Source organism: Azospirillum brasilense, assembly GCF_005222205.1.
GTDB lineage: Bacteria > Pseudomonadota > Alphaproteobacteria > Azospirillales > Azospirillaceae > Azospirillum > Azospirillum brasilense_G.
The window spans coordinates 88,910-104,690 of the sequence record NZ_CP032348.1 but is presented as its reverse complement, the minus strand read 5'-3'; the positions used below and the strand labels follow the sequence as shown (position 1 = coordinate 104,690).

General features: G+C 69.7%; 19 protein-coding genes. 11 read left to right on the top strand and 8 right to left on the bottom strand.

What is annotated here, in order from left to right; translation table 11 throughout:
- Positions 1 to 7 precede the first annotated feature (7 nt).
- From D3869_RS26365 to flgF, 6 genes are all read right to left on the bottom strand, one after another.
- Positions 8 to 184: a periplasmic nitrate reductase, NapE protein gene (locus D3869_RS26365; protein WP_094305783.1), complete on the bottom strand. Its 177-nt coding sequence runs from the start codon at positions 182 to 184 to the stop codon at positions 8 to 10.
- A 211-nt stretch (positions 185 to 395) separates the two neighbouring features.
- Positions 396 to 887 carry a hypothetical protein gene (locus tag D3869_RS26360; protein ID WP_137142722.1) on the bottom strand — a complete coding sequence of 164 codons (492 nt, stop codon included), beginning with the start codon at positions 885 to 887 and terminating at the stop codon, positions 396 to 398.
- 19 nt (positions 888 to 906) lie between these two features.
- On the bottom strand, positions 907 to 1,650 hold the full coding sequence (gene flgH / locus D3869_RS26355) for a flagellar basal body L-ring protein FlgH (protein ID WP_035682963.1): 744 nt from the start codon (positions 1,648 to 1,650) through the stop codon (positions 907 to 909).
- 34 nt (positions 1,651 to 1,684) lie between these two features.
- Positions 1,685 to 2,416 (bottom strand): flagellar basal body P-ring formation chaperone FlgA, encoded by a 732-nt coding sequence (gene flgA, locus D3869_RS26350; RefSeq protein WP_247896044.1) that lies wholly within the window; start codon positions 2,414 to 2,416, stop codon positions 1,685 to 1,687.
- A 5-nt stretch (positions 2,417 to 2,421) separates the two neighbouring features.
- Entirely contained in the window at positions 2,422 to 3,207 is a 786-nt protein-coding gene (gene flgG, locus D3869_RS26345) for a flagellar basal-body rod protein FlgG (RefSeq protein ID WP_137142720.1), read from the bottom strand.
- Between the two features lie 18 nt (positions 3,208 to 3,225).
- Positions 3,226 to 3,954 carry a flagellar basal-body rod protein FlgF gene (gene flgF / locus D3869_RS26340; protein ID WP_014200151.1) on the bottom strand — a complete coding sequence of 243 codons (729 nt, stop codon included), beginning with the start codon at positions 3,952 to 3,954 and terminating at the stop codon, positions 3,226 to 3,228.
- A gap of 143 nt (positions 3,955 to 4,097) precedes the next feature.
- Between flgF and D3869_RS26335 the strand changes: the two genes are divergently transcribed.
- The 3 genes from D3869_RS26335 (at position 4,098) to D3869_RS26325 (ending at position 8,399) form a co-directional block, all read left to right on the top strand.
- Positions 4,098 to 6,482, top strand: coding sequence for a hypothetical protein (locus D3869_RS26335; RefSeq protein WP_247896043.1), 2,385 nt, complete (start codon positions 4,098 to 4,100; stop codon positions 6,480 to 6,482).
- A 69-nt stretch (positions 6,483 to 6,551) separates the two neighbouring features.
- Entirely contained in the window at positions 6,552 to 7,439 is an 888-nt protein-coding gene (motA, locus tag D3869_RS26330; RefSeq protein WP_109070357.1) for a flagellar motor stator protein MotA, read from the top strand.
- A gap of 9 nt (positions 7,440 to 7,448) precedes the next feature.
- The gene (locus D3869_RS26325) at positions 7,449 to 8,399 is read left to right on the top strand and encodes a flagellar motor protein MotB (protein WP_137142719.1); all 951 of its coding nucleotides are present in this window, start codon (positions 7,449 to 7,451) and stop codon (positions 8,397 to 8,399) included.
- Between the two features lie 6 nt (positions 8,400 to 8,405).
- On the opposite strand, the gene D3869_RS26320 is transcribed toward D3869_RS26325, so the two are convergent.
- Positions 8,406 to 9,614: an arabinose transporter gene (locus tag D3869_RS26320; RefSeq protein ID WP_137142718.1), complete on the bottom strand. Its 1,209-nt coding sequence runs from the start codon at positions 9,612 to 9,614 to the stop codon at positions 8,406 to 8,408.
- Positions 9,615 to 10,258: 644 nt separating this feature from the next.
- Between D3869_RS26320 and D3869_RS26315 the strand changes: the two genes are divergently transcribed.
- A complete protein-coding gene (locus D3869_RS26315) occupies positions 10,259 to 10,948 on the top strand; it encodes a hypothetical protein (RefSeq protein ID WP_137142717.1) in 690 nt (229 codons plus the stop codon).
- A gap of 113 nt (positions 10,949 to 11,061) precedes the next feature.
- Positions 11,062 to 12,138: an IS5 family transposase gene (locus D3869_RS26310; RefSeq protein ID WP_137141134.1), complete on the top strand. Its 1,077-nt coding sequence runs from the start codon at positions 11,062 to 11,064 to the stop codon at positions 12,136 to 12,138.
- A 242-nt stretch (positions 12,139 to 12,380) separates the two neighbouring features.
- Here D3869_RS26310 and D3869_RS26305 read toward each other — a convergent pair whose 3' ends face one another.
- A complete protein-coding gene (locus D3869_RS26305) occupies positions 12,381 to 13,079 on the bottom strand; it encodes a YitT family protein (protein ID WP_282190194.1) in 699 nt (232 codons plus the stop codon).
- 438 nt (positions 13,080 to 13,517) lie between these two features.
- Between D3869_RS26305 and D3869_RS26300 the strand changes: the two genes are divergently transcribed.
- From D3869_RS26300 to D3869_RS26275, 6 genes are all read left to right on the top strand, one after another.
- Positions 13,518 to 13,808 (top strand): RebB family R body protein, encoded by a 291-nt coding sequence (locus D3869_RS26300; protein ID WP_014200159.1) that lies wholly within the window; start codon positions 13,518 to 13,520, stop codon positions 13,806 to 13,808.
- Between the two features lie 100 nt (positions 13,809 to 13,908).
- Positions 13,909 to 14,178, top strand: coding sequence for a RebB family R body protein (locus tag D3869_RS26295; protein WP_014200160.1), 270 nt, complete (start codon positions 13,909 to 13,911; stop codon positions 14,176 to 14,178).
- Positions 14,179 to 14,269: 91 nt separating this feature from the next.
- Positions 14,270 to 14,536, top strand: coding sequence for a RebB family R body protein (locus tag D3869_RS26290; protein ID WP_014200161.1), 267 nt, complete (start codon positions 14,270 to 14,272; stop codon positions 14,534 to 14,536).
- A gap of 95 nt (positions 14,537 to 14,631) precedes the next feature.
- Positions 14,632 to 14,904, top strand: coding sequence for a RebB family R body protein (locus D3869_RS26285; protein WP_137142715.1), 273 nt, complete (start codon positions 14,632 to 14,634; stop codon positions 14,902 to 14,904).
- Between the two features lie 125 nt (positions 14,905 to 15,029).
- Positions 15,030 to 15,263: a RebB family R body protein gene (locus D3869_RS26280; RefSeq protein WP_014200163.1), complete on the top strand. Its 234-nt coding sequence runs from the start codon at positions 15,030 to 15,032 to the stop codon at positions 15,261 to 15,263.
- A complete protein-coding gene (locus tag D3869_RS26275) occupies positions 15,260 to 15,781 on the top strand; it encodes a RebB family R body protein (RefSeq protein ID WP_137142714.1) in 522 nt (173 codons plus the stop codon). Before D3869_RS26280 ends, D3869_RS26275 begins: the two co-directional genes overlap by 4 nt.

The window sequence follows — 15,781 nt, the reverse complement described above, 5'->3', positions numbered from 1 at the left end:
GGCCGCCTCACATCCCGCCGGAGTGGGACAGGATCTGGTACATCCAGACGGAGAAGCCGTAGGCCCCGACCAGCCCGATCGCCAGGAACGGCCAGATCAGGATGGAGAGGGCGAAGAAGACCAGCCCCTCGAAGCGGCGGGTCGGGGCGGCGGTATCGGCGGTGCGGGCGGGCGGCGCGTTCATGGCGATCCCATGGATTGATCGAACGGTATCGCCGCGGAGCTTCATCCTTTCGCATCATAAGTGGCTTGACCGAGGTCAAGTGCCGGTACCGACTCAGTCCCTAAGTACCGGTACTTTCGTCGTTCCGGACGTTTTGCCGCACGTCAACGCAAAACCCCTCCCCCGCTGGGTGCGAGGGAGGGGCTGAAGGAGCGAACCGGGATTGGGCGTGTTACAGCCGGGTGTTTTCCTGGCGCATCAGCCGGTCGATCAGCACGCCGCGCACGAGGTCGGGGCCGAGCTGTTCGGCGGCGGCCTGCTTCAGGGATTTGGCAACGGCGGCGGGATCGACCGACGGGCCGTCGAAGGCGCCCGCCCCCGCCATGCCGAACAGGGCCTGGAGCAGGGCGTTGCGCGCGTGGGGCAGATGGCGGCGCAGCAGATTGGACTGCTCGACGCTGCCCGTCTGCAGGGTGATCTGGGTCAGGATGAAGGCGTTGGTGCGGCCCTCCACCAGCACCGGCACCATCAGTTGCCCGACCTCCACATAGAAGGGGCCGGGGCCGTCGGTGGGCAGGTCCGGCCCGGCGCCGGCCGTCTGCTCCACGGCCTTCTCGGCGCCGAGCGTCAACTGCAGGCGCCCGATGCCGTAGCCCACCGCCGCCGCCAGCGCGGCGCAGAGCACGAAGACCGAGTATCGGCTGGGTCCGGGACGGTCCGCCATGGTCGCGTCTCCCCGCCGCTCAGAAGGGCATGATGATGTCGAAGACCTGCTGGCCGTAGCGCGGCTGCTGGACGTCGGTGATCTGGCCGCGCCCGCCGTAAGTGATCCGCGCCTCGGCGATCTTGTCGTAGTCGATGGTGTTCACGTTGGTGATGTCCTCGGGCCGGATGACCCCGGCGATGCGCATCTCGCGCAGTTCGTAGTTCACCCGCACCTCCTGCCGCCCGGCGATCACGAAGTTGCCGTTGGGCAGCACCTCGGTCACCACCGCCGCGGCGCGCATGGCGATGCGCTCGTTGCGCTGGATGGTCCCGGTGCCGGAGGAGGAGGAGGAGCTGTCCATGTCGACGAGGCTGGACGGGTTCACCGCGTCGGGCAGCACCGCCGGCAGCCGCGACTCCAGCCCGAAGAAGTTCGGCACGCCCGCCGATTCGGCGTTGGAGCGCTGGCGCTGCGTCTGGTTCTGCAACTGCGCCTGATCGGCGATGTTGATGATGACGGTCAGCAGATCGCCAACCTGCTTGGCCCGCGGGTCGCGGAAGAAGTCGCGGGACCCGGTGCGCCACAGCGAACTCGGCACCTGCTCGTTGGTGTTGGGACGCGGCATCGGCATGGAGATGACGCGCGCCTCCGGCGCCATGGCGGGGTTGGAGATCTCCGACAGGCGCGGCGCCTGCCCCACGTCGGCCAGCCGCCCGCAGCCGGCGAGCGCCACCGTCAGGGCGAGGAACGGAACCAGGGTGCGGGGCGGGAGGGTGCGCATGGCGGTGTCCTTGACTGGACTCGGGTGACTGGACTCAGAATTTCGCGGGAGCCGCGTTGGCCGGCATGGCGTCCGGCGGCCCGTTGACGGTGACGGTCTGCGGCCCGGTGATGGTGCCGGTGACGACGATGTTGCTGGCGACGTTCATCACCCGCACCAACTCCCCCACCCCGCCGTCCTGCAGGGCGCGGCCGCGCGCCATCAGCTGCAGCGGTCCGTCCTCGTAGACGAGGCTGACCGGCTTGTTGCGCTGGACCACCAGAGGAGCGCCGACCGCCGAGGTCTGGATCAGCCGCCCGGCGGACAACTGGCGGCGGCTGGCCAGCCCGGCCAAGCTGTCGCGCGAGGTGACGACGGCGCCGTTCAGCCGCTCCAGCGGCATCGGGATGGTGGTCAGGTCGCTGTCGGCGATCACCTCGCCGGGCAGGATGCGGCGCGTCGGCACCGGCACCTCGACCATGATCTCGGCCTTGGCCTTCACCTCGACGACGCGCCCGCTGCTGCTGACCAGCGCGCGGACCAGCCCGCCGCGCGGGTCGTAGGACAGGTCGCGCACCGCCTCCACCGGGCCGGAGAAGGGCACGGTCAGCACCACCGACACCCGCGCGTCCGGCGGCACCGCCGCTCCGAGCGAGGCGGCCAGCTCCTGCGCCAGCAGCGCCTCCACGGCCCCTTCGCCGTCGGACAGATAGGCCGCCTGGGCGGGCGCGCCGAACAGGTGCAGGGCGACCGCGAGTCCGGCCAGATGACGAACGGAACGCCGCATGGCGGTCACCGCATGTTGGAGAGGGTGGAGGCCATCTGGTCGCCGGCCTCGACCACCTTCGCGTTCATCTCGTAGGCGCGCTGGGCGGAGATGAGTTCGGTGATCTCCTGGACGACGTTGACGTTGGAGGATTCCAGATACTTCTGCCGGATGGTGCCGAAGCCCGCCTGCCCGCCGGTGCCGTCCTGCGGCTCGCCCGAGGCGGGGGTGGCGCGGTAGAGGTTGTCGCCCATCGCCTCCAGCCCGGATTCATTGACGAACACGGTCATCACGAGCTGGCCCAGCACGCGCGGGCGGGTCTGCCCGTCGACGAAGGCCTGCACCTCGCCGGAGCTGTTCACGGCGATTTCCCGCGTGCCCTGCGGCACGGTGACCTCCGGCAGCACCGGGTGGCCGTCGCTGGTCACGATGGTGCCCTCCGGCGACAGCTTGAAGCCGCCGGCGCGGGTGTAGGCGGTCTCGCCCGCCGGCATGCGGATGTTGAAGTAGCCGCGCCCCTCGATGGCGAGGTCCAGCTCGTTCCCGGTGGAGGTCAGGTTGCCGGTCGTGTTGATGCGGTTGACCGCCCCCGGACGCACGCCGAGGCCGACCTCGATACCGGTCGGAATGATGGTTCCGGCGTCGGTGGACTGGCTGCCCTGGCGCCGTTCCGACTGGTACATCAGGTCCTGGAACTCGGCGCGCCCGCGCTTGAAGGCGGTGGTGTTGATGTTGGCGATGTTGTTGGAGATGACCTCGACGTTCAACTGCTGGGCCATCATGCCGGTCGAAGCGATGCTGAGCACGCGCATGGACGCAATCTCCTGATTTTAAGCGGATTTGCCGAGGCGGTTGATGGCGGAGCGCAGCAGGTCCTGCCCGTCGTCCATCATGCGGGTGACCGACTGGTAGTCGCGCGTCAGCTCCATCATCCGCGACATCTCGGCGATGGACTGGACGTTGGATTGCTCGACCTTGCCCTGGATGATCCGGGTGTCGGGGGCCGGCAGCGGCTGGGCGTCCACGGCGTCGAACAGCACGTCGCCGGTCTGGGCGAGCGCCTGCGGGCTTTCGAAGCGGACGACGCGCAGCCGGGCGATCATCTCGTTGTCGGCGGAGACCAGCCCGTCGGTGCCGATCTCCATCCGGCTGCGGTCGGCCGGAATGACGATGGGCTGCTGGTTGTCGTCCAGATAGGGGAAGCCGCCGGCGTTCACGAGCTGCCCGTCCACGTCGCGCCGCATCCGCCCGTCGCGGGTGTAGCGCGGGCCGTCCGGCGTCTGCACCTGGAGCCAGCCGTCGCCGTCCAGCGCCACGTCGTAGGGGTTGTCGGTCGGCTTCAGGCTGCCGGCGGTGAAGTCGGTGTAGGTGGCGCGGTCGATGGTGAAGGCGATCTTGTCGGACGGCTTCATGCCGCCACGCTCCATCGCCGCTTCGAACAGCATGCGTTCACCGCGGAATCCCGCAGTGTTCATGTTGGCGATGTTGTTCGCCACGACATCGAGCTGCCGACGCAACGCCACTTGCCGCGACAATCCAATGTAAAGGGGATTCTCCATCGCCGGACACCTTCGGTTTGAACGCCGCCTTAACCTAGGTGATGCAGTTTAAAGCCGGGTTTCAACCTGAGGCGCTGCGACGGGAACTGACCGGTGTCTTGGGGGATTTGATTCCGATTTAGATAAAATTTGGGGCAGTCGCGATGCATCCCTGCCGGACCCTGTCCATCTCCCTGGCCCTGCTGTCGGTCACCACCGCCCTGACCACGCCGTCCGCACACGCCGCGGACCCGGCCCCCATCACCGTGCAGACGGGCGACCACGCCGACTTCTCGCGTCTGGCGCTGGTCAACGCGCAGGGCGCCCCGGCGGTCGATGTGGGAAGCTGCGGCGGGCGCATCGCCTTTTCGCAACCGGTCCCCTGGCCTCTGGCGGCGCTGAACGGCACCTATTCGCGGCGGCTGACCGGCTTCCAGGCGGCGGAGGACGGGCGCAGCCTGACGATGGAGTGGCCCTGCGGCGCCCGCGTCTCCGTTCGCCGGGAGCGGCGGATCACCTTCATCGACGTGGCCGACCCGCCCCGCCCGGCGCGCAAGCCCGGCGCCCCGGTCCCGGCGCCCGCCGACGCCCCCTTGCTGGCCGAGGCGCCCGGCGCGTCGGTGTTTCCGGTGATCGCGCCACCGCCGGCTCACGAACCGGCGCCCGCCCAAGCGGCGCCCGTCAGCCTCGCCGAGCGGCTGAGCCCGGTCGCCAGCGCCCAGGCCCAGCCGGTCGTGCAGGCGCAGCCGGTCGCCAAAGCCGCGCCTCCCGCTTCGCCCCCCGCCCCGCCACCAAAGCTGGAACCGGCCAAGACGGTGGCCGCCGTGCCGCCATCAGCCGTGCCGCCGGTTCCATCCCCCGCCGTACCGGCCGACCCGCCGATCCGCGCCTTCGACCTGGACGCCTGGGCCGGCGACGACTACCCCGCGCGCAAGCAGCATCTGGAGCAGCGCATCGCCGAGAGCCAGGGCCGCGCGCGGGTGGACGCGCTGCTCGCCATGGCCCGCTTCACGCTGGCCCGCGCCCTGTCGGAGGAGGGCCGCGCCGCCCTGGACGCCGCGGAGAGCCTGACGCCCGGGCCGGACCAGCGCTACGAGCTGCGCCTGCTGCGCGACGCCTTCCGCGCGCTGGACGGCACCGCCGATCCCGACGACAGCCAGTTCGTCCGCGCCCAGCCCACCCCCGCCGCCGCCGATCATCACGTCTGGCGCAGCGCCACCCTAGCCCCCAGCCGCTGGGCCGCGGCGAAATCGAGCCTGCCCATCGCGCTGAAGCGGCTGCTGTCCTACCCCGCCGAGCTGCGCGGCCGCCTGCTGACCCTGCTCGCCGAATCGGCGGGCGAGGCGGCGGATGGCCCGTCGCTGAACCTGATCGTCCTGGAGATGATCACGCTGGACGGCATCGGCTCCACCGACGGGCGGCTCGACTTCTTCCGCGGGCGTCTGGCGGAGCTGCACAATGAGACGGCCGAAGCGCTGACCCATTACAAGCGCGCCGCCGCCCTGCCCAACCTCTACGGCCACCGCGCCCAGGTCCGCTCCATCGAGCTGCGGCTGGCCAGCGGTTCTCTGGACGATCCCGGCGCCATCGCGGAGCTGGAAAGCCTGCGCTACGCCTGGCGCGGCGGCGATGTCGAGACGGACGCGCTGGCCGCGCTGGGCGCCGCCTACACCCGCGCCGGGCGGATCGACGCGGCGCTCGACATCTTCGGCCTGCTGGGCCGCCGCTTCGGCGCGACGGCGCGCGGTCGCGCGGCGCTGACCACCGGGCGCGGGCTCCTCGACGCGGTGATCGGCCATCTGGAGACGACCCCGGGCAGCGCGCTCGACGCGTTGTCCCTCCAGGTGCGCTACGGCCGCACGGTGGCGCTGACCGACGACGACGCCGGAACGCAGCAGCGCCGGCTCGCCCGGCTGCTGGCCCGCGGCGGCTTCACGCTGGAGGCCGCGCGCCTGCTCCACACCGTCGCCGAGACCGCCCGTGGCGCCGAGCGCGCGGCGGTCGGGCTGGATCTGGCCCGCGTGCTGCTCGACGCCGGGCGCGGGACGGAGGCGCTGGCCGTGCTGGACCACACCGCCGGTCCCGCTCCGGATGCCCGGGCTGCCGAGCGCCGCGCTCTGCTGCGCGCCGAGGCCTTCGCCGCCGAGGGCGAGGCGATGCGCGCCTTCGACGCGCTGCGCGGCCTGACCGGTCCCGAAGCGGCGCGCATCCGGGCGGACAGCCTGTTCCGGGCCGGCGAATGGCCGGCGGCCCGCGCCGCCTACGCCGAGCTGTTGGACGGACCGGCCAGCGGACCCGGCGCGCCCCTGCCGGACGATATCGCCTTCCACGCGCTGGCCGCCTTCCGGGCGGGCGACGACGCGGCGGTCGCCGCCGCCGCGGAGCGCCACGGCAAGGCGCTGGCCGGGACCCGCTGGGCCGGCCTGCTCGACGCCCTGGCCGTCCCGCCCGACCCGCCGGGCAAGCCGCTGTCCAGCGCCACGGTCGGCGGCCAGCTCGCCGCCGCCGACGCGCTGGCCGGCGTGCTGCGCCGGTGGAAAGCGCCCTGACAGCCCCGCCCCACACGACGGCTCCCTGAGCCCGATCCCTCTTTTCGGCCGAGCCGGAGGACACACATCATGCGTTTGCTGTTCGGAATCGTCGCGGTCTTCCTGAGCGTGCTCGGCGGCTTCGCCGCCATGGGCGGGCGGATGGGCGTGCTGTGGCAGCCCGTTGAGATCGTCATCATCGTCGGCGCCGGCATCGGCGGCTACGTCATCGCCAACTCCATGGCGGTGCTGCGCGCCACCGTGCGCACCATCGGCGCGGTGGCCCGCGGCCGGCACACCAGCAAGGACGAGTATCTCGACCTGATCTCCCTGCTCTACGCCCTGCTGCGGCAGGCCAAGTCCAAGGGCGTGTCGAACATCGAGAGCGACATCGACAAGCCGGACGACAGCCCGATCTTCGCCCAGTACCCCTCGGTCTTCCGCCAACCGCGCTGCGTCACCTTCCTGTGCGACTACATGCGCCTGATCGCGCTGGGCCAGGACAACCCGCACGACCTGGAGGCCCTGATGAACGAGGAGATCGAGACCATCGGGCGCGAGTTGAACCAGGTGCCGAAGGCGCTGCAGAATCTGGCCGACGCGCTGCCGGCGCTGGGCATCGTCGCCGCCGTGCTGGGCGTCATCAACGCCATGAGCGCGATCAGCGAGCCGCCGGAGGTGCTGGGCCACATGATCGGCGGGGCGCTGACCGGCACCTTCCTGGGCGTGCTACTGTCCTACGGTCTGGTCGGTCCGATCGCCGCCGCCGCCCGCCATCGCCGCGAGGCGGAGCTGACGCTGTTCATCTGCGTGCGCGCCGCGCTCGGCGCCTATCTGCGCGGCAGCCCCCCGCAGGTCTGCGCGGAGTTCGCCCGCAAGGTGCTGTTCGCCGACACGCAGCCGAGCCTCGCCGAGGTCGAGGTCGCCACCACCCTCTCCTCGCAGGCGAAGGCCCGCGAGGCGAGCCAGCCCGCCTGAGGCCCCGCCATGGCCCGCAAGCGCATCGAGCCGACGATCATCATCAAGCGCCGCTACGGCGAGGAGGAGGAGGAGCACAACAGCGCCTGGAAGCTGGCCTACGCCGACTTCGTGACGGCGATGATGACCTTCTTCCTGATCATGTGGCTGATGAACATCACCACGGTGGAGCAGCGCAAGGGCATCGCCGACTATTTCAACCCGGTGGCCCTGTCGCAGTCCAATTCGGGCGCCGATGGCATGCTGGCCGGGCGGGCGGTGGACAAGACGGGGGCGCTGTCCACCCCCAACGCGCCGGGGGAGCACAGCGTGCCGGTGGCCGCCCCGCCCGTCGTCGCCTCGCTGGGCGAGAGCGACCGCGAGCCCGCCGGGCGCAAGGACCCCATGCCCCACCCGCCCGGCGGCCGGAGCCAGACGGACCGCGACGCGCGGGCGGAGCTGGAGGCCCTGCTCGACCGCCAGACCGCGGCGCTGAGCGAACAGCAGGGGTTGGAGAAGGCCGAGCGCGACCTGCGCACGGCGCTGGAGACGATGCCGGAGCTGGGGGCGCTCGCCGGCAGCGTCGTCATCGAGCAGACGTCCGTCGGCCTGCGCGTGCAGCTCACCGATCAGGCCAAGGTGTCGATGTACAACGTCGGCTCCGCCCAGATGAACGAGCAGGGGCGGCGCCTGATGCGGCTGGTCGCCGGTGCCGTCGCGTCGTCGCCCAACCGCCTCAGCATCACCGGCCACACCGACGCGCTGGGCTATGCGGATGGGGCGAAGTACGGCAACTGGGAACTGTCCAGCGACCGCGCCAACGCCGCCCGCCGCGAGCTGATCGCCGCCGGCGTGCCGGCCCGCCGGATCGTCCGGGTCGAGGGCCGCGCCGACCTCGACCATCTCGACGCCGCCAACCCGCTGGCCCCGCAGAACCGGCGGATCAGCATCACGCTCCTGAAGGCCGCGGCGGGGGAATAGCGCCCTTCAGGTCGGGCTGGTCCGCGCCACCGGCCGGGTGCGGAGGAGCTGGACGGTGGTCAGGAAGCCCAGCACGGCGGCGGCGCTTCCCATCAGGAAGACGCCGCCGTAGCCGACCCGGTCGGCGAGCAGCCCGGCCAGCGGCCCGGTCAGGCCGTAGGCGACGTCCTGGAACGCCGCGAAGGCGCCGAGCGCGGTGCCGCGGAGATGCGGCTCGACGATATGGACGACCTCCCGCCCCATGGCGGGAAAGACCAGCGAGCAGCCCAGCCCGGTCAGGAAGGCGCCGGCCAGCGCGGTAACCGGGTCGCCCGCACTCCACAGCAGCGCCTGCCCGACCGCCTCGACCGCCAGCGAGCCCATCGCCACGCGCAGGCCGCCGAAGCGGTCGGGCAGATGGCCCAGCGCGAAGCGGACGAGCACGAAGCCGAGACCGAAGGCGGTCAGGCCGAGTCCGGCGTGGGGCCAGCCCTCATGGACGAAGTGCAGCGAGAAGAAGGCGCCGATGGCGGCGAAGCCGATGCCCTGGAGGCTGACGACGGCGCCCTGCCGCCAGATCCGCCCCAGCACGCTGCGGAAGGGCGGACGCGCGGCGTCGGGATGGGCCGGGATGCCCTCCATGCGCCGGATCGCCAGAAGCCCGAGGGCGGGCAGCAGCGCGCTGACCGCCATGACGCCGGAAAAGCCGAAGCGGTCGAGCAGCCCCAGCCCCAGCGGCCCGCCCGCGGCGAAGGCGCCGTAGAGCGCCGCCCCGATCAGCGCCAGCACGCGGCCCGAGCGCTGCGGCCCGACGATGCCGATCCCCCAGGCGACCACCCCGACCCCGACGAGGCTTTCGCCGACCCCGATGAGCAGGCGGCCCGCCACCAGCACGGAAAAGGCCGCCCACGGCGCGGCCGAAAGGGGCGCGGCGGCCATCGAGACCAGCCCGCCGGCCACATAGAAGGCCAGCCCCCGCCCGACGGCGCGCTTGGCGCCTTGGCGGTCGGAGACGGTGCCGGCGAAGCCGCGGCTGAGGATGGTGGCGAGGAAGGCGCTTCCCACGCCCAGCCCGGCCCAGACATTGCTCATCCCGAGATCCCCGGCGACGAACAGCGGGACCACGGGAAGGGACAGGGCGACACAGAGGTAGGAGACGAACAGGACGGCGGTCAGGACGATCAGGCGGCCCTGCGCCGGATCGCGCGCCGACACCGGCCTTGTTTGGGGACCCATGGTGTTCTCCACACTGGTCCCCGCCGATGGCCGTCCGTTCGAACACGCGAACGCACTCCGATCGGCGAGGATCGTTGAGTGCGTTGGTTGACGTTGAACGCTTACGGCCAGCGTGGCTGGCGATGCCGGACAGGGTACCAAGCCCGCGGAGAAATGCAACAGGCCGCGGCGGCCCGGATGTCATGACGGGTCCCGAGCCTGGGCGACGTGGAGTCCGGATCACTCCGACCCAGGGCGCCGACCGATGGTCGGGGCAAGCGCGACACCACTGGCCCGCGCCCTTGGGCGTCCGCGAGGCTGCGACGTTGGCGGCCGTCGCCTCCGCCAGCGCGATGAGGAAGTCGGCGCCCCGGCCGGCCGCCACGTTGCAGCCTTAGAGCAGGATGTCGCCATCGGGAGACAGGTTGGAGACGATGAAGGCCAGTTCCTCCACGCGCTGCACCATCGCCGCCACGCCGTCCTGCGCGCCCACCGGGCGTTGAGACTTCTGGCCTGGAACAGGCGCACCACGATCCGACAGGCGCTCCGAGACTCCCTCGGTCGGGCACGGCCTCGGTGGGTCGCGAAAAACCTCCGCCCGGTTCACGGAATGGGCAAGCCGCCGTCCTGGGAAGCAGGTGCAATCCGGAAAAAGGCCCAATGCCATGCCCAACATCACCTTCAACGTTGCGCAGCCCCTGGGAAGCAACGCGTGCGGCGCCTTTGCCTTGGCGGCCGCGCTCAGGGCCATCCCAGCGGTGGCCGACCTCAATTATCCCATCAAGCTTCGCCACAGACTGACCGATACAGGCCCATCGAACTGCCAAGTCGACATCGACGGCTATGAATGCAATGACAGCTTGGCGAGGAAAATATACAGGATAACCGGCGACCTTGAGTTGAACTTGCCGTCACCCGGTGTTTACAAGGATTCCCCGGGCCTCCAAAACTCGCCGTCCGCGCTGGCCTACGTGGCCAGGATGTTCGGGAGGACGGTCACCGTCAATGTGATTGCGAATTCCGCGGCCCAATCAACCAATTGCCAATGCATTGCCACCAGGCTTCTCGCCGCCTGTCCGCAGGAGGTTGCGCGTTGCAGCGCGGATGCCACGGTTAACGCCCCTGGCTGCCCCACCACCGGCGTCCCTTATGCCGCCCCGGCCAATGACGAGGTGCAACTGCTTTGCGTGCGGACCACGGCCGGCAGCATGCATTGGCTCACACGCGGAGCAAACGGCTTCTACGATCCAGGCGACGCTTCGATCAACAACGGCGGGGCCATCGACGCCGATGGCGTCATGACAGGGGTCCCCGGCAACTATGTCTTCACCGGGATTTGGATCGTGCTGAAATAATCCCATCGTCCAGGAAAACCTGATCCCTCTAGCAGGGTGCGGAAAAAGGGCTGTGCACGGGCGGTTGGTCGTGATTCTTTTCGGTTGAGAAGAACGCGACCGACGAGGGGACGATGCGGGGTTCGGACGAACGCAGCGAGGGTCTGTTCAGCTACGTGAGCTGCGAGGCGCGGGTTCCAGCCAACCACCCGCTGCGAGCGATCCGGGCCATCGTGGACGAGGCGCTGGAGGTGATGTCGCCGGCGTTCGAGGGGCTGTACTCCAAGATCGGGCGCCCCTCGATCCCGCCGGAGAAGCTGCTGCGGGCGCTGCTGCTCCAGGCCTTCTACTCGGTGCGCTCGGAACGCCAGTTGATGGAGCAGCTCGATTACAACCTGCTGTTCCGCTGGTTCGTCGGCCTGTCCATGGACGCCCCGGTGTGGGACGTCACCGTGTTCACCAAGAACCGCGAGCGTCTTCTGGCCGGCGATGTGGCGGCCAAGTTCCTGGCGACCGTGCTGGGTCAGCCGAAGGTCAAGGCGCTGCTGTCGGACGAGCATTTCTCGGTGGACGGCACGCTGATCGAAGCCTGGGCGTCGGTGAAGAGCTTCCGGCCCAAAGACGGCAGCGGCGAGCCGCCGGGGCCGGGGCGCAACGGCGAGCGCGACTTCCATGGCGAGAAGCGGTCCAACGAGACGCATGCCTCGACCAGCGATCCCGAGGCGCGGCTCTACCGCAAGGGCAACGGCCAGCCGGCGAAGCTGGCCTTCATGGGCCACGCGCTGATGGAGAACCGCCACGCCCTGGTGGTGGACGTGCGGCTCACCGCGGCCAGCGGCCTGGCCGAACGTGCGGCGGCGGTGGCCATGATCGAGGCCATCCCCGGCCGCCACCGCATCACGGTCGGCGCTGACAAGGCCTACGACACCAAGGATTTCGTGGCGGACATGCGCGACTTGGGCGTGGCTCCGCATGTTGCCCGAAATACCAGCAACCGCCGCTCGGCGATCGACGGCCGGACCACCCGCCATCCCGGCTACGCCGTCAGCCTGCGGGTCCGCAAGCGGATCGAAGAGGTCTTTGGCTGGATCAAGGGAGCCGGCTTGCGCAAGACGCGCCATTGCGGAGCAGCCCGTGTCGGTTGGATGTTCACCCTAACCGCCACCGCTTACAACCTGATCCGCCTGCCCAAGCTGCTGGCTGCGGCATAATCACGCCCGCAATCCGCCTGAACGGCGGTTCTGGGAGCCTCGGAGCGAGGAAAAACGCTCCGTCCCGACCAAATCGCCCGCTGAAACCCGCATTCTCAGCCTCAGCGGAGGAAAAAGGCCGGAATATGTTCGTTTTTCCGCACCCTGCTAGTCCGCCGGCCGGCAGGGCGCAAGCGGACGAAGGCGGGAAGCCCTCGGCTCCCGCCGCTTGCGCCCCATCCGCCGTAGGCCGGCAGCGGCCGTCAGCGGGCCACGTACCAGTCCGTCCGGTGGTTGAAGGCGACGAAGGCGTTGAGCACCGCCGCCCCCAGCATGGAGGCCAGCACCGCCTTCCCGTCGATCACGAAGACCGCCATGGAGAAGATCACCACGTCGAACATGGCCTGGAGCCAGCCGGCGCGGAAGCCCGTCTTCTCCTGGATGTAGAAGGCGAGAATGCCCACCCCGCCGCCGCTGGAGCCGTGGCGGAACAGGCCGATGACCCCGATGCCGATGCAGAAGCCCGCCAGGACCGCCGCCACGTAGGGGTGCAGCGCGTCATAGCGGATCGCGTGGGGCGCCAGCGTGGTCAGCACCGAGATGCTGGTGACCGCCAGAAGCGACTTTGCGGTGAAGCGCCAGCCGATGCGCGCCAGCGCCAGCGCGTAGAAGGGCAGGTTCACCACGAAGAACACCGGCCCGAAATCCAGCCCCGTGGCGTAGGCGATGACGAAGGACAGCCCCGCCGCCTGCCCGGTGATCAATCCGGCGGCATGCAGTATGGAAATCCCGAACGCGGTCATGATGATGCCGAACAGCTGCCCCTGCGCATTATCAAATGCGCTGTGCGACGCCCGTTTGGCTTCATTTGTTGCAGCGGCAGTGTTGACGGGTACGGATACTGCACTTTTCTTGAGCACGCTGGGCACCTTCCAGACTTCATTCCTTTTCGACTGTATCATCAAAGACCAGACCAAGAATAGAGTGGCGTGGATTCGTTCGCCACTCCCGCAATCCGTGGAGCGACGCCGCTTCGCGGTCCCGTCGCCCCTCCCCTCGCCGTCGATTCCTCCGGATGGTGCCGGTTTTCCGCGCGGGGGCGCGGGCGGTGGGACGCGGAACTGCACGGCCTTGCGTCCATCGTTGCGCCCGCCGCGCAAGAATCGGTCGCACCAGCATCACACGCTTTCCCCGCATCAATCGCCAAAGCGCAACCCAGGCGCACAAAACTCACGCGGTCTGCCGGATTCTTTCGCCGGATAGACCAATCGCGCGGCACCCCCCCTCGCTACAGTCGCACCGTCCGCTGTTCGCGCACCCCATGGTCGCATGCGGCTGCGTGAATGATCGACGCCACCAGCGGCCGCCTTTGAAACCGGCCCCACCAGTGAGGAAAGACAATGGCATTTCCGACCGCCGTGAACGACCAGATCACCGATTCCGTCACCCAGGCCAACACCAAGGTCCTGGGCGACGCTCCGGCGATCGCCATGGGCAACCTGTTCCAGGCCACGGCCCAGGCGCTGGCCAACGCGGCCCACAACGCCACCAACGCCCAGCAGCAGTCCTACGTGACCGCGCAGGCCGCCACCACCCAGGGCGTGGCCACGCTCTACTCGATCGACACCGCCTCCACCGGCGTCGCGACGAAGAGCATCCTCAGCACCGGCGTCAAGGGCCTCGGCTCGTAAGCCGGCCCCGCGCCGCCATCGATGTTTCAAACCACCTGCGCCACCCCGCCTTCCATGAGGGACCGCGGGCGGGCGCCAGGCAACCGAAGAGGACGAACAAATGGCTTTCCCGACCGCCGTGAACGACCAGATCACCGATTCCGTCACCCAGGCCAACACCAAGGTCCTGGGCGACGCTCCGGCGATCGCCATGGGCAACCTGTTCCAGGCCACGGCCCAGGCGCTGGCCAACGCGGCCCACAACGCCACCAACAACCAGCAGCAGTCCTACGTGACCATGCAGGCCGCCACGACCATGGGCGTCGCGACGCTCTACTCGATCGACACCGCCTCCACCGGCGTCGCGACCAAGTCGATCCTGGGGAGCTGATGAGCCGACCGGCCGGGACCGGGCGCCCGCGGGCATCCGGAACGGGCCGCCGGCTATCCATCCCGAACCATTCGCCAAGGAATAACGTCAGATGGCTTTCCCGACGGCAGTCAACAGCCAGATCACCGATTCCGTAGCCCAGAGCAACGTCCAGGTCGTTGGCAGCTCGCCGGCGATCGCCATGGGCAACCTGTACCAGGCCACCGCCCAGGCGCTGGCCAACGCGGCCCACAACGCGACCCTGGCGCAGCAGCAGATGTACGTCACGGCGCAGGCCGCCACGACGACGGGCGTCGCGATGCTCTACTCCATCGACACCGCGACCACCGGCGCCGCCACGTCGAAGCTCCTCGGCTGATCGGACGGCGGACGCGGCACCCGCCGCCGTCCGCCACCCGCCGCCGGCGCTTTGGCCTCGAACCAACGCAACATCTGATGTAAGGAGCAAACACGATGGCTTTCCCGACCGCCCTGAACAACCAGATCACGGACTCGGTCTCCCAGGTCAACACCAAGGTCCTGGGCGACGCCCCGGCCGTCGCGATGGGCAACCTGTTCGTCGCCACCAGCCAGGCGCTGTCGAACGCGGCCCACAACGCCACGAACAACCAGCAGCAGTCCTACGTGACCATGCAGGCGGCGACCACGCAGGGCCTGTCGACCCTGTACTCCGTCGACACGGCCTCGACCGGCGTCGTCACCACCCAGATCCTGGGCCTCTCCTAAGGAGAGCCGGCGGGCCGCCCTCGGGACACCGGGGGCGGCCTCCGCCGCAGGTTGAAGCGCCCGGTCGCGCATAAGCCCGTGTCCGCAGAAGCCAGTGGCAGGAGCCTGAAGGCAGGAGTGCGTGAATGCCGGACGGAGGCTCCTCCAGTCTTGCCGGATCGGTCGCGGCGAACACGGCGATACCGCTTGGCCTGACCCCATCCCTGGCGATGGACATGACCTACGTCGCCATGGCCGACAGCCTCGGCCTGGCCATGCAGAACGCCGTCGCCAACCAGCAGCGCGCCCAGGTCATCACCGAGGCCGCGCTCGCCCAGGTCCTTACGCTGATCATCACCAAGGGAACCGCAAAATCATGAGCGACGAAGGCACCGTGAACACCCAGGTGATCGACTCGACGTCGGACATCGTCACGCTTCTGACGGGACAGTCCCCCGCGCAGTCGTTCGCCATGCTCGACGCCGTGATGGTCGAGACGCTCGGCATGGCGATGCACAACGCCGTGCACCGCCAGCAGAACGCCGGCATGGTCAACTCCGCCGCGGTCACCGCCGCCTGCGCCAAGATGCTGTCCGTGCCCTTCCCCACCACGCCCCCGCCGCCGCCCTCGGGCTCGTCCACCTCCGGAGGCAACGCATCGCCCCTGCAGCCGCTGACCCCGCTGCTGACGACCTCGCTCACCACGCTGCCCTCCACGGTCACCGGCGGCGCCGGGAACAGCACCGTCAGTGGCGGAACCGGTAACGGCACCGTCAGTGGCGGAACCGGGAACAGCACCGTCAGCGGTGGAACCGGAAACAGCACCGTCAGTGGCGGAACCGGGAACGGCACCGTCACCGGCGGAACCGGGAACAGCACCGTCACCGGCGGATCGTGA